General features: G+C 70.9%; 23 protein-coding genes, 1 tRNA gene and 1 riboswitch. Of the genes, 13 read left to right on the top strand and 11 right to left on the bottom strand.

Annotation, left to right across the window (positions count from 1 at the left end; all coding sequences use genetic code 11):
• Positions 1-5: 5 nt before the first annotated feature.
• Together ACBI99_RS38455 and ACBI99_RS38450 are read right to left on the bottom strand one after the other, a co-directional pair.
• A complete protein-coding gene (locus ACBI99_RS38455) occupies positions 6-1,172 on the bottom strand; it encodes a sensor histidine kinase (protein ID WP_375074722.1) in 1,167 nt (388 codons plus the stop codon).
• Positions 1,169-1,858 carry a response regulator transcription factor gene (locus ACBI99_RS38450; RefSeq protein ID WP_219498615.1) on the bottom strand — a complete coding sequence of 230 codons (690 nt, stop codon included), beginning with the start codon at positions 1,856-1,858 and terminating at the stop codon, positions 1,169-1,171. The genes ACBI99_RS38455 and ACBI99_RS38450 overlap by 4 nt, the downstream gene beginning before the upstream one ends.
• A gap of 109 nt (positions 1,859-1,967) precedes the next feature.
• Here ACBI99_RS38450 and ACBI99_RS38445 point away from each other — a divergent pair, with 109 nt between their 5' ends.
• From ACBI99_RS38445 to ACBI99_RS38435, 3 genes are read left to right on the top strand one after another with little or no spacing between them, the layout of a single operon-like run.
• Positions 1,968-2,126, top strand: coding sequence for a hypothetical protein (locus ACBI99_RS38445; RefSeq protein WP_219498614.1), 159 nt, complete (start codon positions 1,968-1,970; stop codon positions 2,124-2,126).
• Complete coding sequence (locus ACBI99_RS38440; RefSeq protein ID WP_219498612.1) at positions 2,123-2,344, top strand: DUF6412 domain-containing protein; 222 nt, start codon at positions 2,123-2,125, stop codon at positions 2,342-2,344. Before ACBI99_RS38445 ends, ACBI99_RS38440 begins: the two co-directional genes overlap by 4 nt.
• Before the next feature lie 46 nt (positions 2,345-2,390).
• Positions 2,391-3,038 carry a membrane protein insertase YidC gene (locus tag ACBI99_RS38435; protein WP_219498608.1) on the top strand — a complete coding sequence of 216 codons (648 nt, stop codon included), beginning with the start codon at positions 2,391-2,393 and terminating at the stop codon, positions 3,036-3,038.
• Here ACBI99_RS38435 and ACBI99_RS38430 read toward each other — a convergent pair.
• Positions 3,022-3,456: an ATP-binding protein gene (locus ACBI99_RS38430; RefSeq protein ID WP_308125557.1), complete on the bottom strand. Its 435-nt coding sequence runs from the start codon at positions 3,454-3,456 to the stop codon at positions 3,022-3,024. The two genes, ACBI99_RS38435 and ACBI99_RS38430, sit on opposite strands and share 17 nt — an antisense overlap.
• A gap of 142 nt (positions 3,457-3,598) precedes the next feature.
• Positions 3,599-5,422: an ATP-binding protein gene (locus tag ACBI99_RS38425; RefSeq protein ID WP_375074721.1), complete on the bottom strand. Its 1,824-nt coding sequence runs from the start codon at positions 5,420-5,422 to the stop codon at positions 3,599-3,601.
• A 133-nt stretch (positions 5,423-5,555) separates the two neighbouring features.
• Here ACBI99_RS38425 and ACBI99_RS38420 point away from each other — a divergent pair, with 133 nt between their 5' ends.
• Positions 5,556-6,116 carry a methylated-DNA--[protein]-cysteine S-methyltransferase gene (locus ACBI99_RS38420; protein WP_219498599.1) on the top strand — a complete coding sequence of 187 codons (561 nt, stop codon included), beginning with the start codon at positions 5,556-5,558 and terminating at the stop codon, positions 6,114-6,116.
• Here ACBI99_RS38420 and ACBI99_RS38415 read toward each other — a convergent pair.
• From ACBI99_RS38415 to ACBI99_RS38405, 3 genes are all read right to left on the bottom strand, one after another.
• On the bottom strand, positions 6,091-7,434 hold the full coding sequence (locus ACBI99_RS38415; protein ID WP_375074720.1) for a purine-cytosine permease family protein: 1,344 nt from the start codon (positions 7,432-7,434) through the stop codon (positions 6,091-6,093). The genes ACBI99_RS38420 and ACBI99_RS38415 overlap by 26 nt on opposite strands.
• Positions 7,426-7,539: riboswitch (TPP riboswitch) on the bottom strand. (Overlaps the previous gene by 9 nt.)
• A gap of 25 nt (positions 7,540-7,564) precedes the next feature.
• Positions 7,565-7,888, bottom strand: coding sequence for a rhodanese-like domain-containing protein (locus ACBI99_RS38410; RefSeq protein ID WP_375074719.1), 324 nt, complete (start codon positions 7,886-7,888; stop codon positions 7,565-7,567).
• The gene (locus tag ACBI99_RS38405; RefSeq protein WP_219498505.1) at positions 7,885-8,322 is read right to left on the bottom strand and encodes a helix-turn-helix domain-containing protein; all 438 of its coding nucleotides are present in this window, start codon (positions 8,320-8,322) and stop codon (positions 7,885-7,887) included. The genes ACBI99_RS38410 and ACBI99_RS38405 overlap by 4 nt, the downstream gene beginning before the upstream one ends.
• Positions 8,323-8,401: 79 nt before the next feature.
• Here ACBI99_RS38405 and ACBI99_RS38400 point away from each other — a divergent pair, with 79 nt between their 5' ends.
• Positions 8,402-9,799, top strand: a complete 1,398-nt coding sequence (locus ACBI99_RS38400; RefSeq protein ID WP_219498503.1) for an MFS transporter — start codon at positions 8,402-8,404, stop codon at positions 9,797-9,799.
• A 1-nt stretch (position 9,800) separates the two neighbouring features.
• On the opposite strand, the gene ACBI99_RS38395 is transcribed toward ACBI99_RS38400, so the two are convergent.
• Both ACBI99_RS38395 and ACBI99_RS38390 read right to left on the bottom strand, forming a co-directional pair.
• Positions 9,801-10,679: an Fpg/Nei family DNA glycosylase gene (locus ACBI99_RS38395; protein WP_219498501.1), complete on the bottom strand. Its 879-nt coding sequence runs from the start codon at positions 10,677-10,679 to the stop codon at positions 9,801-9,803.
• 39 nt (positions 10,680-10,718) lie between these two features.
• Positions 10,719-11,324: a TenA family protein gene (locus ACBI99_RS38390; RefSeq protein ID WP_219498498.1), complete on the bottom strand. Its 606-nt coding sequence runs from the start codon at positions 11,322-11,324 to the stop codon at positions 10,719-10,721.
• 23 nt (positions 11,325-11,347) lie between these two features.
• On the opposite strand from ACBI99_RS38390, the gene ACBI99_RS38385 reads away from it, so the two are divergent.
• A complete protein-coding gene (locus tag ACBI99_RS38385; protein ID WP_375074718.1) occupies positions 11,348-11,989 on the top strand; it encodes a GPP34 family phosphoprotein in 642 nt (213 codons plus the stop codon).
• Between the two features lie 4 nt (positions 11,990-11,993).
• On the opposite strand, the gene ACBI99_RS38380 is transcribed toward ACBI99_RS38385, so the two are convergent.
• Entirely contained in the window at positions 11,994-13,265 is a 1,272-nt protein-coding gene (locus tag ACBI99_RS38380; protein WP_357591195.1) for an LCP family protein, read from the bottom strand.
• 258 nt (positions 13,266-13,523) lie between these two features.
• Here ACBI99_RS38380 and ACBI99_RS38375 point away from each other — a divergent pair, with 258 nt between their 5' ends.
• Both ACBI99_RS38375 and ACBI99_RS38370 read left to right on the top strand, forming a co-directional pair.
• On the top strand, positions 13,524-14,858 hold the full coding sequence (locus ACBI99_RS38375) for a hemolysin family protein (protein ID WP_246643583.1): 1,335 nt from the start codon (positions 13,524-13,526) through the stop codon (positions 14,856-14,858).
• Entirely contained in the window at positions 14,855-15,871 is a 1,017-nt protein-coding gene (locus ACBI99_RS38370; protein WP_219498486.1) for a hemolysin family protein, read from the top strand. Before ACBI99_RS38375 ends, ACBI99_RS38370 begins: the two co-directional genes overlap by 4 nt.
• A 230-nt stretch (positions 15,872-16,101) precedes the next feature.
• Here the strand turns inward: ACBI99_RS38370 and ACBI99_RS38365 are convergent.
• Positions 16,102-16,184, bottom strand: a tRNA-Leu gene (locus ACBI99_RS38365).
• A 199-nt stretch (positions 16,185-16,383) separates the two neighbouring features.
• On the opposite strand from ACBI99_RS38365, the gene ACBI99_RS38360 reads away from it, so the two are divergent.
• The 5 genes from ACBI99_RS38360 to ACBI99_RS38340 are packed head-to-tail and all read left to right on the top strand — an operon-like array spanning position 16,384 to position 21,735.
• Positions 16,384-17,124 (top strand): DUF3662 and FHA domain-containing protein, encoded by a 741-nt coding sequence (locus ACBI99_RS38360; protein ID WP_219498484.1) that lies wholly within the window; start codon positions 16,384-16,386, stop codon positions 17,122-17,124.
• Between the two features lie 17 nt (positions 17,125-17,141).
• Positions 17,142-17,612 carry an FHA domain-containing protein gene (locus tag ACBI99_RS38355; RefSeq protein ID WP_219498481.1) on the top strand — a complete coding sequence of 157 codons (471 nt, stop codon included), beginning with the start codon at positions 17,142-17,144 and terminating at the stop codon, positions 17,610-17,612.
• A complete protein-coding gene (locus ACBI99_RS38350) occupies positions 17,609-18,883 on the top strand; it encodes a Stp1/IreP family PP2C-type Ser/Thr phosphatase (RefSeq protein ID WP_219498479.1) in 1,275 nt (424 codons plus the stop codon). Before ACBI99_RS38355 ends, ACBI99_RS38350 begins: the two co-directional genes overlap by 4 nt.
• Positions 18,884-20,278 (top strand): FtsW/RodA/SpoVE family cell cycle protein, encoded by a 1,395-nt coding sequence (locus tag ACBI99_RS38345; protein ID WP_219498476.1) that lies wholly within the window; start codon positions 18,884-18,886, stop codon positions 20,276-20,278. It abuts the gene before it with no gap.
• A complete protein-coding gene (locus tag ACBI99_RS38340) occupies positions 20,275-21,735 on the top strand; it encodes a penicillin-binding protein 2 (protein WP_219498473.1) in 1,461 nt (486 codons plus the stop codon). The genes ACBI99_RS38345 and ACBI99_RS38340 overlap by 4 nt, the downstream gene beginning before the upstream one ends.
• Positions 21,736-21,748: the final 13 nt, after the last annotated feature.

Below are 21,748 nucleotides of genomic sequence, written 5' to 3'. Positions count from 1 at the left end.
GCCCCTCACGGAGCCCGCCTGACGGCGCCCTGAGCGGGCCCTCCCCCCTCCACCGAAGCCGCAGCCGCAGCCGAACCCGCAGCCGAACCCGCTGGGAGCCGGATCTCGAACCGGCACCCGGGCCCCTCGTTGACCACGCCGATCGTCCCGTCGTGCGCTTCGACGAGGCCCCGGGCGATCGCCAGCCCGAGCCCGGCCCCGCCGTCGGCGGTCGGCGTCCGCGCCGCCTCGCCCCTGAACGCCACGTCGAACACCCGCGGCAGGTCCTCTGCGGGGATCCCGCCGCAGCAGTCGGAGACCGACAGGCAGGCCAGCCCGTCGTCGAGCCCGGCGCGCAGCACGACGCCGCGCCCCGGCGGCGTGTGCCTGATCGCGTTCGCCACCAGGTTGAGCAGCGCCCGGCCGAGGGCTCCGGCGTCGGCCGTGACCGGCGGCGCCGCGCCCGCCTCGGCCGTCAGCCGCACGCCCTTGGCGCGGGCCAGCGGCTCGGCCCCGGCGAGCGTGTCGGCGACCAGGTCCGCCAGCCCGATCCCGCTGCGCGACAGCCGCAGCGCCCCGGCGTGGATCCTGGACAGCTCGAACAGGTCGTCGACCATGGCCGACAGCCGGTCCACCTCCAGCCGGATCTGGGCGTGATAGCGGCCGACGGTCGCGGGATCGGACACCACGCCGTCCTCCAGCGCCTCGGCCATGGCGCGCATCCCGGCCAGCGGGGTGCGCAGGTCGTGGCTGACCCAGGCGACGAGCTCGCGCCTGGCTCCCTCCAGGGCGCGTTCGCGCGCGTACGCCTCCTCCAGGGTGGTGGCGATCGTCTGGAGCTCGGCGGGCAGCCCGCGCGGCGCGCTGAACGGGACCTCGCGGACGGCGGCGACGAGCCGCCTGCTCTCCCCCACCACCCGCCTGGCCAGCACGAACGCGACTCCGAGCCCCACCAGGCCGCCCACCGCGACGACGCTGAGCACGATGTCGCGCGCCGGGCCTTCGAGGATCATGCGCATGGTGATCGCCACCACGCCGGCCAGGGTCGCCACGACCGCGACCACCACGACGACGGCCAGCATCACGCCAATCGAGCGGGTGCGCAGGCGGCCCATCACGGCCAGGCCGAGCCCGGCCACCAGGAGCCCGAGCCCGGCGGTGACGGCGACGATCATGCCGAGGTCGCCGGTCATGCCAGCGGCTCGTAGCGGTAGCCGACCCCCCAGACCGTGACGATCCTTCGCGGTTCGGTCGGATCCGGCTCGATCTTCTCGCGCAGCCGCCTGACGTGCACGGTCACGGTGGAGGAGTCGCCGAACGACCAGCCCCACACCTGGTCGAGCAGCGCCGAGCGGCTGAACGCCTGGCGGGGGTTGCGCATCAGGTAGGCGAGCAGGTCGAACTCGCGGGCGGTCAGCATCACCGGCGCGCCGCCGAGCCGGACCTCGTGCGCGCCCACGTCCACGACCAGGTCGCCGTCGCGGAGCACGCCGGTGCCGGCCGTGACGGCGGCGCCGCGGGCGCGGCGCAGCACCGACTGGACGCGCAGCGCCAGCTCGCGGGGGCTGAACGGCTTGGTCACGTAGTCGTCGGCGCCGGTCTCCAGCCCGGCCACGCGGTCGATCTCCTCGCCGAGCGCGGTCAGCATGATCACGGGCACGGGCCAGCGCTCCCTGAGCTTCCTGCACACCTGGAGGCCGTCGAGCTTGGGCAGCATCAGGTCGAGCACCATCAGGTCGGGCGGGCTGGCCAGCGCGCGGCGCAGTGCCTCGGCGCCGTCGCCGACGCACTCGACCTCGTGCCCGTCGCGCTCCAGGTAGCGGGCGACCACCTCGGACACGGTCGGATCATCCTCGACCACCAGGATTCGGGTGCTCACCCCTGCACGGTACGGCGCGGACCTGATCGGGCGGCACCCGCGTCATCGGTTCGTAAGGGTCGCAGATCGTCCCGGCAGGACGTACGGTGGCCTCATGGGTCGAGTAATCATGCTCGTGCTGGGCGCACTGCTTGCGCTCTTCGTGTTGTTCAACTTCATCGTCCCGATGGTTCTGGGGCTTCTGAAGGTCGCTCTCATCATCGGCGTCGTGGCCGTGCTGGTGTTCATCGTGGTCACGATGGTCGGTAAGTCCTCGTCGGCACGGTGACGCTCTTCCTGTTCGATCCGTGGCTCATCGCCGTGACCATGGTCGCGGTCCTGTTGCTGGCCTCCTGGGCCGCCAGGCTGCTGCCTGTCCTCGGCGGTGAGCCGTCCGGGTTTCCGCTGGTCTACGCGCGGCGCACGGCTTTCCAGCGCCAGCGCGATCCCGACGCGGCCGGGCGGCCCCGGCCGCGAGCGCCATCGGCGCGCCCCGCTTTCCGGTAAGCGGGGCTCATCCGGGCCCTGAGGTTCTCTCCCATGGGAAGGGCTCATGATCGACTCACTTGTCACGTTCGTCATCGGCATGTCCGGCGGCCACGCCGCGCTCGGGATCGTGCTGTTCACGCTGGCGGTGCGGCTGCTGTTGCTGCCTCTGGCCGTCAAGCAGGCGCGTAGCGCCCGGGTCAGGGAACGGCTCGCGCCCAGGCTGCGGGCGCTCCAGAAGCGCTATGGGCGCGATCCGGCGAAGCTGGCCGGCGAGACGCGCGCGCTCTACGCCAAGGAGGGCACGTCGCCGTTCGCCGGGATCCTGCCGGGGCTGGCGCAGTTGCCGTTCATGTGGCTGATGTACCGGGTGGCGACGCATCCGACCGCGCTGGCGGGGCACGACCTGTTCGGCGCGCCGCTCGGGCAGCACGTGGCCGCGATAACGGTGAATTACGGTCTGTTCAGCGTGCCGGTTTTGGTCTTTACACTCGTCATCACTCTGATGGCGCTGGTGGCGTGGTGGATGTCACACAAGACCACGGCCATGATGACCGAGGAGCAGCCGGAGCTCATGCGCCGGATCATGCCGCTGCTGCCGTTCGGCTCGCTGCTGGCCGCGGCGGTGCTTCCCCTGGCCGCCGGGCTCTACCTGCTCGTGTCGACGGCCTGGACGGCCGGAGAGCGCGCGGTGCTGGCTACCCGGCCTCTCTGAGCGCGTGCACCTGCCCGTTGTTCACGGTCCCCGTGGGCGCGGGCAGGATCGCCCACACCGTGGTCGTGTCGCCGTCGTGGCGAACCCCCCAGCTCTCCGCGACGTACTCGACGATGCCCAGCCCACGGCCGCCCAGCGACGACAGCGCCGGCCGGCCCGCCCGCGGCTCGGTCGCCGCTCCCCCGTCGCTCACGGCGACCTCGATGTGATCGTCGCTGCGCAGCCAGGTCACTTTCACCATGCCCGACGGCAGCGGATGCGCATGCCTCAACGCGTTGCTCAGCAGCTCGCTCACCACGAGGACGGCGTCGTCGATCGCGGCGGTGAACACCCCGCAATCCTGCAGGTCGGTGCTCAGACGCTGGCGGGCAACGGCGACGCTGGACGGCGCGTACGGCAGCAGCACCACGCTTGACACACCCACCTCCCCGCTCCCAGTGCCCCCCGCGGGAACACTCCCCGGTACGACCGAAATGCCCCGTTACTCAATCCCAGAAACCGCATCTCGATCACAGCTTGTACACATCGGACGATAGATCAGCTCAACCGTGACCACCTCGTTACCGCATCGGTGTGTCGGATCCGATAGGGGATGCACGCTTGAGCACGAGTCTCATACGGGTGCCGCCGCCGGGCCCCGGATGGGCGCTCACCTCGCCGCCCTGGGCCCTGGCCAGGCTCCGCACGATGTAGAGGCCTAAGCCGACCCCGCCGAACCGTCTTCGGTCACCGCTGTCGACCTGCACGAACCGTTCGAAGATCCGCTCCCGGTCGGCCGGCGCGATGCCCACGCCCTCGTCGTCGACGACCACGACCAGCGTGCCGTTCTCGGGCCGTGCGGAGACGCTGATCAGGCCGCCCTTCGGCGAGTACTTGAACGCGTTCTCCAGCAGTTGCGCGAGCACGATGTCGGTGGCAAGCGCGTCGCCCATCGCGAGCGGCAGCCCGTCGGCGACGCTCACCTCGACCCGGTGGCTGTCGGACAGCACGGGTAAGCCCAGCGTGGCCGCGCGCACCCGCTCGGCCAGGTCGAACGGCTCGTCCCTGACCACCTGCTCCTCCGCGCCGGCCCGCGCGCCCAGCAGCAGGTGGTCCATGAGCTGCCCGAGCGACCTGGACCGCTCGGCGATCGTGTGCACGGCGGATCGGCGCTCGGCGTCGCTCAGCTTGTCCCAGCGGGAGTCGAGCGTGCTGGCGAAGCCGCGCACGATCGTGATCGGGGTGCGCAGCTCGTGGCTGGTCGTGGCCAGGAACAGGTCCTTGGCCTCTTCCAGCTCCTTGGCCGCGGTCACGTCGCGGAAGTCGACGACCAGCTCGCCGGTCTCCTGGATGCGCGCGCCCACCACGTCCAGCCAGCGCCCGTCGGCGAGCTGGACCGTCAGCTTCTCGCCCGGGGCGGGCTGCGGGAACGGCGGCGGCTGCCCCACGGCCTCCTCGGCCGGGACGGCGGTCAGCCGGGCGGCGGCCGGGTTCCAGCGCAGCACCCGCCCCTCGCGGTCGAGCACGGCGATGCCGTCGGCGCTGGCGTCGAACACTGCCCGCTCGTGGGCCCGCTGCCGCACCGCCTCCTGGTAGGCGACCGCGTTGCCGACGGCGATGCCGGCGTGCCCGGCCAGCAGCTCCAGCAGCTCCAGCTCCAGGTGGCCGGGCTTGCGCCGGGCGAACAGCGCGTAGAGCGCCCCGTACGGCCGCCCGCCGACGGCCGCCAGGCCGAGCGCGACCGTGTGCAGGCCCTTGAGGCTGGACCAGACCAGGCTGTCGAGCCCCTCCGACTCCAGCAGCACGGTCTTGCCGGTGCGCAGCAGCTTGCCGACGAGGCTGTTGTGCAGGTCGGTGGTGGTGCCCTTGGGCACGTCGGGAAGCTGGTAGGTGCTGACCAGCCGCAGCCGGTCGCCCTCGATGAGCACGAACCCGCCCGCGTCGGCCCCGGTGAGCTCGGTCAGGCTGGCCGAGATCCGGTCGAGCACGGCGGGCAGCTCCAGCTCGGCGTTGATGTCGCCGACCACGTCGGTCAGCCGCCGCACCAGCCGGGCGCGGCGGGCCATCCGGTTCTTGGCCGCGTCGTCGGCCTGCACCAGGTGGTGGACGCACACGTAACCGGCGACGGCGCTGCCGATGCGCAGCGCGCTGATGTCGACCCGGACGTCCAGCACCTCGCCGTCGCCGCGCACGCGCTTGGTGCGCAGCGAGACCTGCCCGCCGGTGCGCACCCGCTCCAGCACCGCGTGGTGCTCGGCGGTCAGCTCGTCCGGCACGATCGGCGCCCGGCGGCCCAGCATCGCGGCCGCCGTCAGGCCGAAGAGCCGCTCGGCCGCGGCGTTCCAGACCAGGACGGTCTGGTCCCGGTCGAGGACCACGACGGCGTTGGGCGAGCTGTCGAGCACGGCACGGGCTATGTCATCGTCACTCCCAGCCCATTCGTCCCCCACGACTCCATAGTGCCCCCGGCGTGGCGGCCTTGTCGGGCGATCCGTCCGATACGCTGCGGTCACGGCGTTTCCAACAGGGGGTGAAGGCATGTCGGACGACATCGACGCCCTGTTGCGGGTGACCTCCGCCACCTATCGAGGCGACGGGCCGCCCGATGTCGCGTTCGGCACGTACGACGGCGCGGTCGGCCGGATGATCATCGCGGTGACGGGCCGCGGCATCATCTCGTGCAGCTTCGAGGACGAGCAGGACGTGTACGAGCGCGTCACCAACCACGTGGGCCGGCACATCGCCCCCAACCCGAGACGGCTCGACCCGGTGCGCCGCGAGCTCGACGCCTACTTCTCGGGGCGGCTGCGGGCCTTCGCCACGCCGGTCGACCTGGCCCTCGCCACCCCCTTCGCGCGCACGGTGCTGCAGAAGACGATGGCGGTGCCGTACGGGACGACCACGACGCTGGAGAGCATCGGCGAGCTGATCGGCAGGCCGCGCGCGCTGCGCGCGGTCGGCAACGCGCTCAGCGCCAACCCGGTGTGCGTGGTGGTGCCGTGCCACCGGGTGGTGCGTGACGACGGCGGGCTCGGCGACTACGCCGGGGGCGAAGCCGCCAAGCGCCACCTGCTCAACGTCGAGCGCCGCGCCGCCTGAGCGCGCCGAGCGCCAGCGTCACGAGGGCCGCCACGAGGGCGGCGCCGAGCGCGCCGTTCATCCACGGCTGCCGCTCGAAGCCGATCGCCTCGCGCACGGCGGCCCAGATGCCGTCCCACTGCTCCACCGTGGGCGTGGAGGTCGTCAGCCAGTAGGCGGCGAAGCCGAGCGCCCACGGCGCCAGCATGGACCAGCGGGCCGGCGCGTCCTCGGCGGTGTTCCACCGGGTGGCGCCGCCGAGCAGGAAGTAGTCCACGGCCAGCACCGCGAACATCGGCACGAACACCGCGCCGATCACGCCCAGGAACGCGCCGTAGGAGGTCACGTCGACCACCAGCGCGATCGCGACGGTCAGCACGCCGATGGCGACGCTGAGGATCCGCCGGTCCACCCGGGGCATGAGGTTCTGCAGCGAGACGGTGGTCGAGTAAACGTTCGCGAACGACTGGTCGGCCTCGCGCAGCACCAGGATGCCGAAGAACACCGCGCCCAGCGGCACGGCCACGAACGGCCCGAACACGGCGGTGCTGTCGTTCTGCACGGCGGCGGCCCCGGCGATCGCCACCGCGTAGACGCCCAGCCCTAGGCAGGCGACCTGGGCGAGCGTGTAGCCGCCGACGACGCCGGTGAAGGCGGCCCGGCTGGAGCGCGAGTGCCTGGCGAAGTCGGCGGCCAGCGGCACCCACGACACCGACAGCGCGATCACGTAGTCGACGGCCGGCGCGAACGCGGTCCAGGACCCGCCGCTCTGCGGGGGCGCGTCGCCCAGGAACTGGAACGTGAACCAGATCAGCGCCACGATCACCAGGGCCGTGATGTAGCGCCGCAGCAGCCTGATGGCGCCGAGCGGCCAGATCGTCAGGGCCGTGGTCAGCACCCCGGCGACGATCACCCACACCGCGTACGGGACGGTGTCGCCGAAGACGGCCATCGCGCCCTGGGAGATGACCCAGAGCTCGAACGCCCCCCAGCCGATCATCTGGATGATGTTGAGCACGGTCGGCACGTACGAGAGCCGGGCCCCGAACAGCCCGCGCAGCAGCACCATCGCGGGCTGGCCGGTCTGGGTCCCGGGGATGGCCGACAGGCCGACCATCGCGGTGCCGATCAGGCTGCCGACGACGGCGGCGGCCAGCGCGGCGGTCAGGCTGAGCGGTGCGTTGCCCAGCGGGTCGAGCAGGAACAGGGCGCCCGAGAACCCCAGGAGGCTGACGGCCAGGTTGGCCCAGAGGGCTCCCTGGTCGAGGACTCCGAGGGTTTTGGGGGCGGCCCCTTCAAGAGTGAGAGGGACTTCGTCGTCGCGGACGTCATGCGCCATCGCACTGCTCCCTACGCCGGCATTACCCGGACAGGTTCATGCGGTCGGCGACGGCCTCGGTCGCCCTCTCAGCCCGGTACGCCCCGAGCTCCCGCGTTGTGTAATTTTCCGCCGCGCATTATGCCAGTTTTCAGGCTACAAAGGGAGTCTGTCCTGTTTCGCTGACCAGGGGGCGCTTGTCGAGAGCCCATGCCTGCATGCCGCCGTCGACGTTGACCGCGTCGCGGCCGATCTGGTTGAGCCAGGCGGCGACCTGGAACGACCGGCCGCCCACCCGGCAGACGACGTAGACCTGGCGGTCGGCGGGGACCTCCTCGACGCGGGCCTGGATCTGCGTCATCGGGATGTGGACCGCCTCGGGGGCGTGGCCCGCGTCCCATTCGTTCTGCTCGCGCACGTCGAGCAGGTAGGCGCCTTCTGGGACATCGCGTGCCTCGACTTCTGGAACCGTCATGCCTCCATCATCCCGTGCCTCGCGTCGTAGGCCGCACGCGCTTCGGCGATCTCCTGCTGGTGGGTCTCGGTCCAGGTCACCAGGGCCTTGATGGTCTCGTGCAGGGTGCGGCCGAGCGGCGTGAGCGCGTAGTCGACCCGGGGCGGCACCACCGGGTGGACGGTCCGGCTGACCAGGCCGTCGCGTTCGAGCTTGCGCAGGGTCACGCTGAGCATGCGCTGGCTGACGCCGTCGATCTCGCGGCGGAGCTGGGAGAAGCGCAGGCTTTCGCAGTCGAGCATGGCGATGACCAGCAGTGACCACTTGTCGGCGACGCGGTCGAGGATCTGCCTGACCTCGCAGCCCTCGCGGGCGTCCCAGTGGCGGACGTCGAAGTCGGCGTCGGTGGTGGTGCTGTCGACGTAACCAGGTGACTTCAAAGTGCCGTCTTCCATGTCGATCCATGCTGCCGCATGATTCTGACGGTTACAAGAGATAACCGACATGCGAGAACGTAACCACTGGAGTTTGATCATGCGTGCATCCGAACGGCTGACAGGCCGCCCGCTGGGCGTGCTGCTGGTGCTGTGCGGAACGATCTTCCTTGAGGGCGTCGACGTGGCCATGCTGAACGTCGCCCTGCCCGCCATCCGCGCCGACCTCGGCGTGTCCACGAGCGTGCTGAGCGGCGTGGTCACCGCGTACGTGCTCGGCTACGGCGGTTTCACGCTGCTCGGCGGCCGGGCGGCCGACCTGCTGGGCAGGCGGCGCATGTTCCTGTTCTGGCTGACGGTGTTCCTGGTGTTCTCCGGGCTCGGCGGGTTCGCGAACGAGGGCTGGGTGCTGCTGGTCGCCAGGTTCGTGACCGGGGTGGCCGCCGGGTTCATGACCCCGGCCGGGCTCTCGTTGATCACCACGTCGTTCGCCGAGGGCAGGCAGCGCAACAAGGCGCTGCTCGTCTACGCCGGGACGGGCGCCGCCGGGTTCGCGCTCGGCCTGGTCATCGGCGGCCTGCTCACGGCGGTGGGCTGGCGCTGGGTGTTCTTCGCGCCGGTGATCCTGGCCGCCGCCATCCTGCTCGCCGCCGTCGTGCTGATCAAGGAGCCGGCCGTCCCGCGTCCCGCCGGTGGCCGCTTCGACGTGCCGGGCGCGGTCACGATGACCGGCGGCATGATGCTGCTGGTCTACGGCGTCGTACGGCTGGAGCACCCAGGCGAGGGCTGGGGCTGGACCGTCGCCGCGTTCGCCGGCGCGTTCGCGCTGCTGGCGGCGTTCACCGCGATCGAACGCCGCTCGGCCGACCCGCTGGTCCGCCTCGGCGTGTTCAGGTCGGCCTCGCTCGTGCGCGCGAACGTGGTCGCCACCCTGCTCACCGCGTCGTTCATGGGCTTCCAGTTCCTCGTCACCCTCTACCTCCAGGAGCTGCGCGGCTGGACGCCCATCCAGACCGGGCTCGCGCTGCTCATCGCCGCCGCCGACGTGCTGCTCGCGCCGACGCTCACGCCGGTGCTGGTCAACCGCTACGGCAACGCGCGGGTGATCCTCGGCGGGCTGCTGTCGGGGGTGGTCGCCTTCGCGATGTTCCTCGGCGTCGGGATGGACTGGACCTACGCCGCGATGGTGCCCTCGATGCTGCTGATCGGGCTGATGTTCGCCTTCGTGTACGGGCCCGTGACCATCGTGGCGACGGAGGGCATCGCCGAGCACGAGCAGGGGCTGGCCGGCGGGCTGATCACCTCGTCGTTCCAGTTCGGCGCGGCGCTCGGGATCTCGATGGTGACCGTGGTGAACGTGGCGGCGCTCGACGGCGGCGCGAGCGGCATCGACGCCGTGCGCGCGGCCCTGGTGGTGCCGGTGCTGGCCACGCTGGTGTCGGTCGTCGTGGTGGCCTCCGGGCTGCGCCGCCGGACCCCGGTGCCCGTGGAGGCGTGAGCTACTTCAGCAGCTTGGACAGGCGGCGGTCGGCCAGCGGCTTGCCGCCTGTCTGGCAGGTCGGGCAGTACTGCAGCGAGGAGTCGGCGAACGACACCTCGCGGATCGTGTCGCCGCACACGTCGCACGGCTGGCCGGTGCGGTTGTGCACGCGCAGCCCGGACTTCTTCTCGGCCTTGAGGTCCTTGGCGGCCAGCCCGCGCGCCCGCTCGACGGCCTCGTGCAACGTCGTGACGATGGCCTCGTGCAGGTCGGCGATCTGGGCGTCGGTCAGCGACGAGGCGATCTTGAACGGCGACATCCGGGCGGCGTGCAGCACCTCGTCGGAGTAGGCGTTGCCGATGCCGGCGATGACCTTCTGGTCGCGGAGCAGGCCCTTGATCTGGGTGCGGTTGCCGCCCACGATGGCCTTGAGCGCGTCGATGGTGAAGGTGTCGGCGAGCGGGTCGGGGCCGAGGGCGGCGACGCCGGGCACCTCGTCCGGATTTTTCACCACATAGACGGCCAAGCGCTTCTGCGTCCCCGCCTCGGTCAGCTCGAACCCGGGCGCCAGGCCCAGCTCGTCGGGCGCCAGCCGCACCCGTACGGCCAGCGGGCCCTTGCCCGGACGCACCGGCTTGGCGCCCGACAGGTCGTCACGCCAGCGCAGCCAGCCCGCCCGGGCCAGGTGGATGACCAGGTGCAGCCCGTCACAGTCGAAGTCGAGGAACTTGCCGTGCCTCGACACGCCCGTGATGGTCAGCCCGCCGAGCGCGGTGACCGGCGGGTCGAACGTCTTGAGCGCCTGGATGGCCACCACGTCGACGCCCAGCACGGCGCGGCCCACCGCCCGCTCCCGCAGGAACGCGGCGAGCGATTCGACTTCGGGAAGTTCCGGCATGCCACCAGGGTACGATCCCCGTCCACAGGCTGTGGACGGCTACGGCACGTCCCAGAACGCCAGCTCGTGGGCCATGCCCTCGGTGAACATCGCCTCCGCCCGAGCCGGGTCGGGATCGGCCTCGTCGATCATCTGCGCGATCCTGGCCGCCAGCGCCGCGAACCCCGGATCGGCGTACGTGTCGACCCACGCGCGGTAGCGCGGCTCGGCGGGCGGGTTCTCGGCCAGGATCTGCCCCAGCGTCGAATACCCCCACATGCACGGATAGAGGGCGGCCAGTCCTTCGGCGTACGAGCCCGCCGACTCCAGCAGGAACGCCGTGTAGGCCGCGCACGCCGGGCCCTTGCGCGCCCCTTCCAGGTCGGCCCCGAACCCGGCCGACAGCGACCGGTGCAGGTCGAGCTCCTCGTGGAAGGTCGCGTGCGCCAGGTCGACCAGATCGCCCAGGTGCCCGTCGGGCGCCTGCCAGGCCAGCCGGGCGAACACCCGCGTGTAGTCCATCAGGAACAGGTAGTCCTGCTCCAGCCACGACCTGAACACCGGCTCCGGCAGGTCGCCGCGCCCGATGCCCACCACCGTGGGGTGGGCGAGCTGGGCGTCCAGCAGCGGCCGGCCGATCGCGTGCAACTTCTCGGAGATAGTCATGGCCGAAACGTTAGTGTCGAAGCATGAAAGTGACGATTGCGGAGGAAATCCTCCTTCTCGCCCACAAGGAAGATGACGGCAAGCCCCTCATCCCCTCCACCCAGCTCGACCCCGCGCTCGCCGGCGCCCTGCTCGCCGAGCTGGCCGTCAACGAGCGGGTGACGCTGGACGGCAAGAAGGTCCAGCTCGTCGACCCCACGCCGCTCGGCGACGAGGAGCTCGACGCCGTGCTCGCCGCGATCGCCGAAGGCAAGGAGCGCAAGGCCGCCTGGTGGGTGCAGAAGCTCCAGTCGGTCAAGCTGCGCGCCCGCCTGCTCACCCGCCTCGCCCGGGCCGGCGTGCTGGCCGAGGAGCGCGCCAAGGTGCTCGGGCTGTTCCCCACGACCCGCTGGCCCGAGGTCGACGGCCGGACCGAGGCGGAGGTCCGCGAGCGCGTCGCCTCCGCGCTCGGCGGCGCCGACCCGACGGCGCGCACCGCCGTGCTCATCGCCGTCATGCACGCCGCCAAGCTCGACCGCAAGGCGTTCCCCGGAGCCGACAAGGCGCGGGTCAAGGAGATCGCCGAGGGCACCTGGGCGGCCGAGGCCGTGGCCCAGACGATCACCGCGATCCACGCGGCCATCGCGGTCACCGCCGCCACGAGCGCCGTCGTGGCGGCGAGCTGACCCGTCAGTTCGCGTCGATGACGTCCTGAGGGACCGGCTTGTCCGCCTTGAGCGCGTCGAACAGCGCCAGCGCCTTGGTCCGGTCCCACTTGACGGCGGTGCCGCCGCCCGCGATCTCGCTGCCGCCGAACGGCACCACCGTCGTCACGGGGCTGTCGCCCATCGCCAGCCCCAGCGACAGCATGTCGAACACGCCGGTGCCGGAGTCGACCTCGACCGCGTCGGTGGCGCTGACCGCCAGCGGGATCGAGGTGAACGGGTTGATCAGCACCCCGGGACTGGCGGCCTTCTTGACCACCGCGCTGAGGAACTGGCGCTGCCGCTTGGTCCGCTCGAAGTCGGGCAGCGCGCCGCCCTTGCGGGTGCGGACGTAGCCGAGCGCCTGGCCGCCGGTGAGCGTCTGGGTGCCCTTCTTGAGCTTCAGCCCCGCCTTCGGGTCGTTGACGGCGGCGCGTACGTTGATCTCCACGCCGCCGACGGCGTCGACGATGTCCACGAAGCCGGCGAACCCGATCTCCATGTAGTTGTCGACGCGCAGGCCGGTGACGGTCTCGACGGTCCGCACGAGCATCCTGGGCCCGCCGATCGCGTAGGCGGCGTTGAGCTTGTTGCGGCCCTGGCCGGGGATGGTGACGGCCGAGTCGCGGGGCAGGCTGACCAGCGTGGGCCGGTCGCTGCCCTCGGGCAGGTGCAGCAGCATCATCGAGTCGGTGCGCTGGCCCGCGCTGCGGCCGGTGGCGAGCTTGCGGCGCTGGGCGGCGGTCAGGCCCTTGCGGCTGTCGGAGCCGACCAGCAGCCAGTTGGTGCCCGGCGTGTCGGCCGGGCGGCCCTCGTAGTCGTCGAGCACGCCGTCGATGCCGGCCAGCCGGCCGTCGATCCAGAACAGCATCCCGGCGGCCCCGACGAGCAGCACCACCAGGAACGCGCCGATGATCCCGGCGATCAGACGCCCGCGCGGCCTCCTCGGCCGCCTCGGCCCCGCCGGGCTCTGCGCGGCGGCCCCACCGCCGCCGTCACCGCCACCGCCGCCGCGGAGCGGCCTGATCGGGCTGTTGCCCGAGCGCTGCTTGCCGTAGACCCGCGAGGCGCCCTTGCGGGGCTCGCCCTGCGGCGGGGGGTTGATCCTGGTCGCCTCGGCGGCGCCCGGGATCGGCCGCCCCTGCGGCTGCGGATGCGCCGGCGCCCCCGCCGCGCGCAGCCCGTCGTCATGGCGGGGAGGCAGCGGGCGGCCGTCACCCGGCGAGCGCATGGCCCGCGTCCGGTCGTCCTCAGACACGTGGTTTCTTCTTCCCTTCGCTTGACATAGACGCTACGTCGATCGCCTTACCAGTGCAGACTTCTCGCCAAGGAATTCCTACGGAAAAGTACGCGGAACGCGCTCCCCGGACCCTCCGGAAACACAGCGGCCATCACGGTCGTTAGGTTTGTGGACGACCTCTATCGAAGGGAAGATCGTGTCCGCTCCGGACTCATGGAGTATTGGCCCGTGCACGAGCACGGGTACCCCTGAGAGCTCGCAACGGTGAGCGCCTATATGGGCCTTCTGGCCCTCTTCCTGCTCACAGCCGCGACCGGCTACTTCGTCGCCCAGGAGTTCGCCTTCGTCGCCGCCGACCGGGGCGTCCTGCGCGAGCAGGCCGCCGCCGGCGACCCGGCCGCCGAAAAGGCGCTCCGGGTCACCTCCCGCCTGTCCTTCATGCTGTCGGGCGCGCAGCTCGGCATCACCGTCACCGCGCTGCTGGTCGGCTTCCTGGCCGAGCCCGCCATCGCGGTCCTCGTACGTCCCTGGCTCACCGAGGCCGGGCTGTCCGACGGCCTGATCACCGGCCTGTCGGTGGCCATCGGCGTGTTCGTGGCGACCATCGTGCAGATGGTGCTCGGCGAGCTCGCCCCCAAGAACCTCGGCATCGCCAGGCCGGAGCCGGTCGCCAAGTTCCTGGCCGGCTCCACCCTCGCCTACCTGGCCGTCGTCGGCCCGGTCATCCGGCTGTTCGACTCGGCGGCCACCGGCCTGCTCAGGAAGGTCGGCATCGAGCCGGTCGAAGAAGTGGAGCAGGGCGCCACGCCCGAGGAGCTCTCGCGCATCATCGAGGAGTCGACCGAGGCCGGCGAGCTGCCGCCGCGCCTGTCGGAGCTGCTCGAACGGGCGCTGGAGTTCGGCGACCACACGGCTGAGGAGATCATGGTGCCGCGCCCGCGGGTGGTCGTGTTGCGCTCCTCCCAGCCGATCTCCGACCTCGTGGAGACCATGCGCGAGTGCGGGCACTCCCGCTACCCGGTGCTCGGCGCCGACGGCGACGTGCTCGGCGTGACGGGCGTGCGCGAGCTGCTCGCCTCCGGGCTCGACGAGGGCCGCGTCGCGGCCATCACGCGCCCGCCGCTGCTGGTCCCCGACTCGCTGCCGCTGCCGGCCGTGCTCGACCGCATGCGGGTGGCCAAGGACGACATCGCCTGTGTCATCGACGAGTACGGCGGCCTCGCGGGCGTCGTCACCGTCGAGGACCTGGCCGAGGAGCTGGTCGGCGAGCTCGTCGACGAGAACGACCCCGACCCGGTCGGCGCGGTCGCGCAGGCCGAAGGCGTCTGGGACGTGCCCGGACGGCTCCGGCTGGACGAGGTCGAGCGCGCCACCGGCGTCGCGCTGCCCGAGAGCGACGACTACGACACGCTCGGCGGGCTCATCCTGGCCAAGCTCGGCCGGATGCCGGAGGCGGGCGACACGGTGACGGTCGAGATCGTCCCCGAGCTCGACCCGTTCGCCGAGGACGCCGAGCCGCCCCTGGCCGAGCTGACCGTGATGTCGATCAACCGCCGGGTGCCCGAATGGGTGCGCCTGGCCCCGGTCCGGCACGCGGAGGCGGCCCGATGACGATGATTCTCGTCAGCCTCGCGCTGCTGGCCTTCAACGCGCTGTTCGTGGCCGCCGAGTTCGCCTTCGTCTCCTCGCGCCGGCACCGGCTGGAGGAGATGGCGGGCGGCGGCAACCGCCTGGTCAGGATCGCCGCCAGGTCCGCCGTGGGCGGCAGCCGCCAGCTCTCGCTCATGCTGGCCGGCGCCCAGCTCGGCATCACGCTGTGCACGCTGGGGCTCGGCCAGGTCACCGAGCCGGCCATCGAGCACTACCTGGAGCCGGTCTTCGCCACCATCGGCATCCCGGAGGCGCTGCGGATGCCGATCGCGCTGACGCTGTCGCTGGCGCTGGTCACGTTCCTGCACATGGTGGTGGGCGAGATGGCGCCCAAGTCGTGGGCGCTGACCCATCCCGAGCGGGCGGCGCTGCTGCTGACGCTGCCGTTCCGGGCGTTCACCTGGGTGATGCGGCCGCTGCTGTCGACGCTGAACGGCGTGACGAACGTCATGCTGCGCCTGTTCGGCGTCCAGACCCGGGACGAGCTGGCCACCACCAGGACGCCGCGCCAGCTCGCCATGCTGGTCGGCGAGTCGGGCCGGATGGGCCTGCTCGACCGCGAGGAGCACGACCTGCTGACGCGGGCGCTGCGGTTCGAGGCCGAGGGCATCGAGCGCCTGATGGTGCCGATCGGCCAGGTCGTCGGGGTGGCCCCGGCCGCCGGCACCGCGGAGATCCGTGAGGCGGCCGCCCGCAGCGGTCACCTGAGGCTGCTCGTGAGCGGGCCGGCCGGCGTGGAGGGGGTCCTGCACGCCCGTGACGCGCTCCTGGAGCCCGGACGCACGGCGGCCGAGCTCGCCAGGCCGGTGCCGCGCCTGGAGTGCGTCACACAGGTCCCCGAGGCCGTCACGGCGCTCCAGGAGGCCCGCGCGCACCTGGCGCTGGTCACCGGGGCCGGTGGCGCCGTCATCGGCATGGTGAGTCTCACGGACCTGCTCGGCCAGCTTCTCGACACGAGGGCCCTGGCGGCCTGACCGACGATGCCCGGCCCCGGATTTCCCGGGGCCGGGCATCGCGCGTACGGAAATGTGCGTTAAATCACGCAAGTCATCCGAAAGTGATCTGAAAGTGGGGAGATCTAGCGTCATCCCTGCGGGAGGCGGCCGCGCCAGGCAGCCTGTGAGAAAGAAGTAGCCCCGGCTCTTGCCAACCGGGGCTGTCTTTCGTCAGTGTGGGTCTGCCGATTTCATCGGTGAGACCGAAGTGGGCGAGGAGGGATTTGAACCCTCACGTCCTTTCGGACACACGGACCTGAACCGTGCGCGTCTGCCGTTCCGCCACCCGCCCTTGTGGGTGCGGAGAAACAGTAGCACGGAACAGCCACTGGTACTGAACCCGGATACGATCGCATAAGACACGGGAGCGGATGAGCAGGGCGCGACAGCCGACGAGCGCCAGGATCGCCGTGACCGTGGGACGAGCGGAGACCGGGCGCCACGAGCGTCTGGGGGCCGCGATCATATGCACGGAGGAAGGGAGGTACCCGGTGGGAGTCCTTCAGCGCTTCGAGCGACGGCTCGAAGGCTTGGTTGAGGGGGCCTTTGCGCGGGCGTTCAAATCTGACCTTCAGCCGGTCGAGGTCGCCAGCGCGGTGCAGCGGGAGATGGACGAGCGGGCGGCGATCGTCGCCCAGGGTCGCACTCTCGTGCCCAACGACTTCGTGGTTGAGCTGTCGACGACCGACAGCGAGCGGCTTGAGGTGTACGCCGACAGCATCAGCCACGAGCTGGCCAACCTCGCCAGGGAGTACGCCAAGGAGCAGGGCTACTCCTTCGTGGGACCGGTCCGGGTCCGATTCGAGACTGCCGGCGATCTGGCGGTGGGACTGTTCCGCATCAGGTCCGGCGTCATCCGTGGCGCGACCGTCGAGCAGGACGAGATCCGCCAGCCGGCGAGCGACCTGCCCCCGTCGCGGCCCAACGCTTTCGGCGGGCGGCCCCGGCTGCTCGTCTCCACCCAGGACGACCCGCAGGGCGACCGCTCCTACGAGCTCACCACTCCGGTGACCTTGCTGGGCCGCGGCACCGACTGCGACCTTCGTCTCGTCGACCCCGGCGTCTCGCGTCACCACGCGGAGTTGCGCGTCGAGGGTCAGCAGGTCGTCCTCGTCGATCTCGGATCGACGAACGGCACTTTCGTCAATGGCCAGCCGGTACGCAGAATCGAGCTCCAGAACGGCACGCGAGTGACGTTGGGGCGTACGACTCTGGTGTTCCGGCGCGATTAGGGGTAGACAAACGGTCCATGTCCGAGCTCACGCTGCTGCTGATCCGGCTCGCTTTCCTGGCGGTGCTGTGGTTCTTCGTCATTGCCGCAGTCGGCGTGATCCGGACGGACTTGTTCGGATCACGCACTGCTCCCGCCGGCCCGCGCAAGGGGGTCAAACCCGCCAAACCCATGGCAAAGCCCAAGAGCAAGAAGGGCGAGCCACGCCAGCTCATCGTGACAGGTGGCCCACTGCAAGGCACCACCATTAACCTCACGGAGACGCCCATCACCATTGGCCGGGCCAACGACGCGACGCTGGTCGTCAGCGATGACTACGCATCCAGCCGCCATGCCCGGCTCTTCCCTCAGGACGGTCAGTGGATCGTGGAAGATCTCGGCTCAACCAACGGCACGTATCTCGACCGCTCGAAAGTCACCCGTCCGACCCCGGTGCCGCTCGGTGTTCCGATCCGCGTCGGCAAGACAGTCATTGAATTGCGCAAATGACCATCGCACTCCGCTACGCCGCCCGCTCGGACGTCGGCCTCCTCCGCGAAGGGAACGAGGACTCGGCGTACGCCAGCGGCCGCCTGCTCGCCGTCGCCGACGGCATGGGCGGGCACGCACACGGCGAGGTGGCGAGCTCCGTCGCCATCGCCGCCATGGCCTCTCTCGAAGAGGCCCAGCAGGGGGGTGACCTGCTCAACGCCATCGAGGCGGCCGTCCGCGACGCCAATCGCAAGCTGCACGAGATGGTGGGTCGCGATCCCAGCCTCAAAGGCATGGGCACAACGCTCACGGCCATGCTGTGGAACGGCACCCAGGTCGCGCTGGTGCACGTCGGCGACTCGCGCGCCTACCTGCTCAGACGCGGGGAGCTCTACCAGATCACCCACGATCACACGCTGGTGCAGCAGCTCGTCGACGACGGCCGCATCACGCCCGAGGAGGCGGCGACGCACCCGCAGCGGTCGATCCTGCTGCGCGCGCTCGACGGCAGCGGCGAGGTCGACCCCGACCTGACGCTGCGCGAGGCCCAGGTCGGCGACCGCTACCTGCTCTGCTCCGACGGCCTGTCCGGCGTGGTGAGCGCGGAGACGCTGCACGCCACGCTGACCAACCTCGACGATCCCGAAGAGGTGGTGCGCCAGCTCATCGACCTGGCCAACCGGGGCGGCGGGCCGGACAACATCACCTGCGTGCTCGCCGACGTGCTGGAGATCGGCGACGAGCCGCAGCCGGTGACGGAGGCCGCGGTGGTCGGCGCGGCGGGCATGAACCGCCTGATGGCGGAGGAGACCTCGCCGGGCGGAGCGGGCGCGGCCACCGCGCCCCAGCCGGTGATCGGTGACGACGAGGACTTCGACGAGCCGGTCGCCAGGGCGGCCGGCCGGCCGCGCCGCCGCCGCGTGTGGCCCGTGCTGGCCTCGGTGGTCTCCGTGGCCGCGATCGTGGGCGTCGGCGGCTACTTCGGCTGGCAGTACACGCAGGACCACTTCTTCGTCGGCGCCTGGGACGACGAGGTGGTCGTGTTCCAGGGCATCCAGCAGGAGGTCGGGCCGCTGCAGTTCTTCAAGGTCGCCGAGCGCACCGGCCGTTCGCTGTCGGAGCTGTCCCCCCCGGACCAGGCCCTCATAAGGGACGGCATCGAGGTCACCAACGTCGCCGAGGGCCTCACCAAGATCAACAGCCTTGACTTCTCCGACCAGAAGGCCACCAGCACGCCCGAGGCGACCACGTCGCCATCCACCACGCCGACGAAGACGAAACCCCAATAAATGAGCGAAGTGGCCGCTTCCCCCGTCCCCATGCCCGCCAAGCGTCGCCTGGCCCAGCTGGTCATGCTCGCGTTCGCGGTCGCCATCACCATGGGCGCCTACGCGAACGTCGGCCTGGCGATGAACGGGGAGATCCCGTCGGGGATGCTGACCTACGGCCTGAGCCTGGGCGGGCTGATGCTGGCCGCCTACCTCGTGCTCGCCAAGTTCGCCCCGTGGGCCGATCCGCTGATCCTGCCGCTGGTCACGGTCATCAACGGGCTCGGGCTCGTGATGATCTTCCGGTTGTCCGAGTCGCCGTCGAAGCTGCCGTCGGCCACGCTGGCCTCGCCCAACTCGCAGATCCTGTGGACCCTGGTCGGCGTCGTGCTGTTCAGCGTCACCCTGATCTTCATGCGCGACCACCGCGCGCTCCAGCGGCTCACCTACACCGCGGGCGCGCTCGGGCTGCTGCTGCTCGTCTCGCCGCTCACCCCGGGCCTCGGCCAGGAGCTCAACGGCGCCCGGATCTGGATCGGCATCCCCGGCCTCGGCCAGCTCCAGCCCGCCGAGTTCGCCAAGCTCGCGCTGGTCGTGTTCTTCGCCGGCTATCTGGTGGCCAAGCGCGACGTGCTCGCCCTGGCCGGGCGGCGGCTGCTGTTCATCGACCTGCCGCGTGCCCGCGACCTCGGCCCGGTGCTCATCACCTGGGGCGTCAGCCTGGGCATCCTGGTCATGCAGAAGGACCTGGGCTCGTCGCTGCTGCTGTTCGGCACGTTCATCGTGATGCTCTACATCGCCACGCAGCGCAGCTCCTGGGTCATCATCGGCATCCTGCTCTTCGTCGGCGGCGCGCTGCTGGCCGGCATGCTCTTCGACCACGTACAGGCCCGGTTCGAGGTCTATCTCAACCCCGAGGACCCGGAGCTCTTCAAGAAGATCGGCGGCAGCGAGCAGCTCATGCAGGGCCTGTTCGCCATGGGCTCGGGCGGCATCCTCGGCACCGGCCTCGGCCAGGGCCACCCGGAGCTGATCCCGCTGGCCTTCTCCGACTTCATCTTCGCCGCCACCGGCGAGGAGCTGGGCCTGACCGGCCTGATGGCGCTGCTGATGCTCTACGCGCTGCTGGTCGAGCGCGGCCTGCGCACCTCGCTCGCGGCCCGCGACCCGTTCTCCAAGCTGCTCGCCGGCGGCCTGTCGTTCCTGCTGGCCTGGCAGGTCTTCATCATCGTCGGCGGCGTGACCAACCTCATCCCGCTGACCGGCCTCGTCACCCCGTTCATGTCGCAGGGTGGCTCGGCGTTGCTGGCTAACTGGATCCTTATCGCGCTCCTGGTACGCATGTCTGATGCCGCTCGGCGCCCCCCGCCCCAGGCGATCCAGAACGAGGGAATGACGCAGGTGTTCCAGCGATGAACGGAACGATCAAGCGAGCGGCCGTAGCTTGCCTGGCCATGTTCGCGCTGCTGATGATCAACGTGAACGTGCTGCAGGCGGTCAACGCCAAGGACCTGAGCGACGACGCCCGCAACACCCGCAACTTCTACGAGCGCTACGCGGTGCAGCGCGGTCGCATCACGACGGGCGGCAAGGTCATCCTCGCCCAGTCGAAGGAGACCGACAGCAACGAGTTCAAGTTCGTCAGGCAGTATCCCGAGGCCAAGCTGTACGCGCACGTGACCGGCTTCTTCTCGCCCGAGAGCGAGTCGGGCATCGAGCACTACCGCAACGACCTGCTCGACGGCTCCAGCGCCGACCTGCTGCTCCAGCGCGGCATCGACCTGTTCACCGGCGAGCCGACGCGCGGCGCGAACGTCGACCTGACGATCAACCCGAAGGCCCAGCAGGCCGCCTACGACGCGCTGCGGCAGAGCGGCAAGCGCGGCGCCGTGGTCGCGCTCAACCCGAAGACCGGCGCGATCCTGGCGATGGTCTCGCTGCCCACCTACGACCCGGCCGAGCTGTCCGGCACCAACAAGAGCCAGGTGTTCTCCCGCTACGACGAGCTCGCCAAGGACAAGAACCAGCCGCTGCTCAACCGCAACATCGACCGCACCTACCCGCCCGGCTCGACGTTCAAGGTCGTGACGGCGGCGGCGTACCTGGAGGACGACCCCAGCCGCGACGGGCAGACGGTGGTCGACGCGCCGCAGGTGCTCAAGCTGCCCAACACCACGGTCGGCCTGCCCAACTACGGCGGCGCGGCGTGCGGCTCCGGCCAGGTCACGCTCGTGTACGCGCTGGAGAGGTCGTGCAACACGCCGTTCGGCTCGATGGGCATGGACCTGGGCTACGACAAGATGCGCGAGCAGACCGAGCGGTTCGGCATGGGGGTGCCCGTCAGCGTCCCGATGCCGGTGGCCAAGAGCGACTTCGGCCCCCGCGAGGACCAGTCGGCGGTCGCCATGGCCTCGATCGGCCAGCGCAGCAACCAGATGACGCCGCTGCAGATGGCCATGATCGCGGCCGGCATCGCCAACGACGGCACCGTGATGAAGCCGTACCTCGTGAACAAGATCACCGATGCCAAGGGTGACACGATCGACGAGGCCGAGCCCGACGAGCTGACCGAGGCGGTCAGTTCCGAGACGGCGGGCAAGCTGCGCGACATGATGGTCAGCGTCGTGCAGAACGGCACCGCGAACCAAGCTCAGGTCTCAGGCGTCCAAGTAGCGGGCAAGACCGGCACGGCCGAGACCGCTGAGGGGCAGGCGCCGCACGCGTGGTTCATCTCCTTCGCGCCGGCCGACGACCCGCAGATCGCGATGGCGGTGCTGGTGGAGTCCGGCGCCGCCAGGGTCGGCGCCGAGGCGACGGGCGGCGGCACGGCCGCCCCGATCGCGCGGACCGTGATGGAGGCGGTGCTGAAGTAGTGAGGGACTGTAA

This window comes from Nonomuraea sp. ATR24 (assembly GCF_041950485.1).
In the GTDB taxonomy this organism is placed as follows: Bacteria; Actinomycetota; Actinomycetes; order Streptosporangiales; family Streptosporangiaceae; genus Nonomuraea; species Nonomuraea ceibae.
This window is presented reverse-complemented; position numbering and strand designations above follow the sequence as displayed.

Excerpts from the sequence above, each read along its gene's own strand:
- ACBI99_RS38455 (WP_375074722.1), bottom strand. The coding sequence starts at position 1,172 with ATGACCGGCGACCTCGGCATGATCGTCGCCGTCACCGCCGGGCTCGGG.
- ACBI99_RS38445 (WP_219498614.1), top strand. The coding sequence starts at position 1,968 with ATGCTCGTGCTGGGCGCACTGCTTGCGCTCTTCGTGTTGTTCAACTTC.
- ACBI99_RS38435 (WP_219498608.1), top strand. The coding sequence starts at position 2,391 with ATGATCGACTCACTTGTCACGTTCGTCATCGGCATGTCCGGCGGCCAC.
- ACBI99_RS38420 (WP_219498599.1), top strand. The coding sequence starts at position 5,556 with ATGTCGGACGACATCGACGCCCTGTTGCGGGTGACCTCCGCCACCTAT.
- ACBI99_RS38415 (WP_375074720.1), bottom strand. The coding sequence starts at position 7,434 with ATGGCGCATGACGTCCGCGACGACGAAGTCCCTCTCACTCTTGAAGGG.
- ACBI99_RS38410 (WP_375074719.1), bottom strand. The coding sequence starts at position 7,888 with ATGACGGTTCCAGAAGTCGAGGCACGCGATGTCCCAGAAGGCGCCTAC.
- ACBI99_RS38405 (WP_219498505.1), bottom strand. The coding sequence starts at position 8,322 with ATGGAAGACGGCACTTTGAAGTCACCTGGTTACGTCGACAGCACCACC.
- ACBI99_RS38400 (WP_219498503.1), top strand. The coding sequence starts at position 8,402 with ATGCGTGCATCCGAACGGCTGACAGGCCGCCCGCTGGGCGTGCTGCTG.
- ACBI99_RS38395 (WP_219498501.1), bottom strand. The coding sequence starts at position 10,679 with ATGCCGGAACTTCCCGAAGTCGAATCGCTCGCCGCGTTCCTGCGGGAG.
- ACBI99_RS38390 (WP_219498498.1), bottom strand. The coding sequence starts at position 11,324 with ATGACTATCTCCGAGAAGTTGCACGCGATCGGCCGGCCGCTGCTGGAC.
- ACBI99_RS38385 (WP_375074718.1), top strand. The coding sequence starts at position 11,348 with ATGAAAGTGACGATTGCGGAGGAAATCCTCCTTCTCGCCCACAAGGAA.
- ACBI99_RS38375 (WP_246643583.1), top strand. The coding sequence starts at position 13,524 with ATGGGCCTTCTGGCCCTCTTCCTGCTCACAGCCGCGACCGGCTACTTC.
- ACBI99_RS38370 (WP_219498486.1), top strand. The coding sequence starts at position 14,855 with ATGACGATGATTCTCGTCAGCCTCGCGCTGCTGGCCTTCAACGCGCTG.
- ACBI99_RS38355 (WP_219498481.1), top strand. The coding sequence starts at position 17,142 with ATGTCCGAGCTCACGCTGCTGCTGATCCGGCTCGCTTTCCTGGCGGTG.
- ACBI99_RS38350 (WP_219498479.1), top strand. The coding sequence starts at position 17,609 with ATGACCATCGCACTCCGCTACGCCGCCCGCTCGGACGTCGGCCTCCTC.
- ACBI99_RS38345 (WP_219498476.1), top strand. The coding sequence starts at position 18,884 with ATGAGCGAAGTGGCCGCTTCCCCCGTCCCCATGCCCGCCAAGCGTCGC.
- ACBI99_RS38340 (WP_219498473.1), top strand. The coding sequence starts at position 20,275 with ATGAACGGAACGATCAAGCGAGCGGCCGTAGCTTGCCTGGCCATGTTC.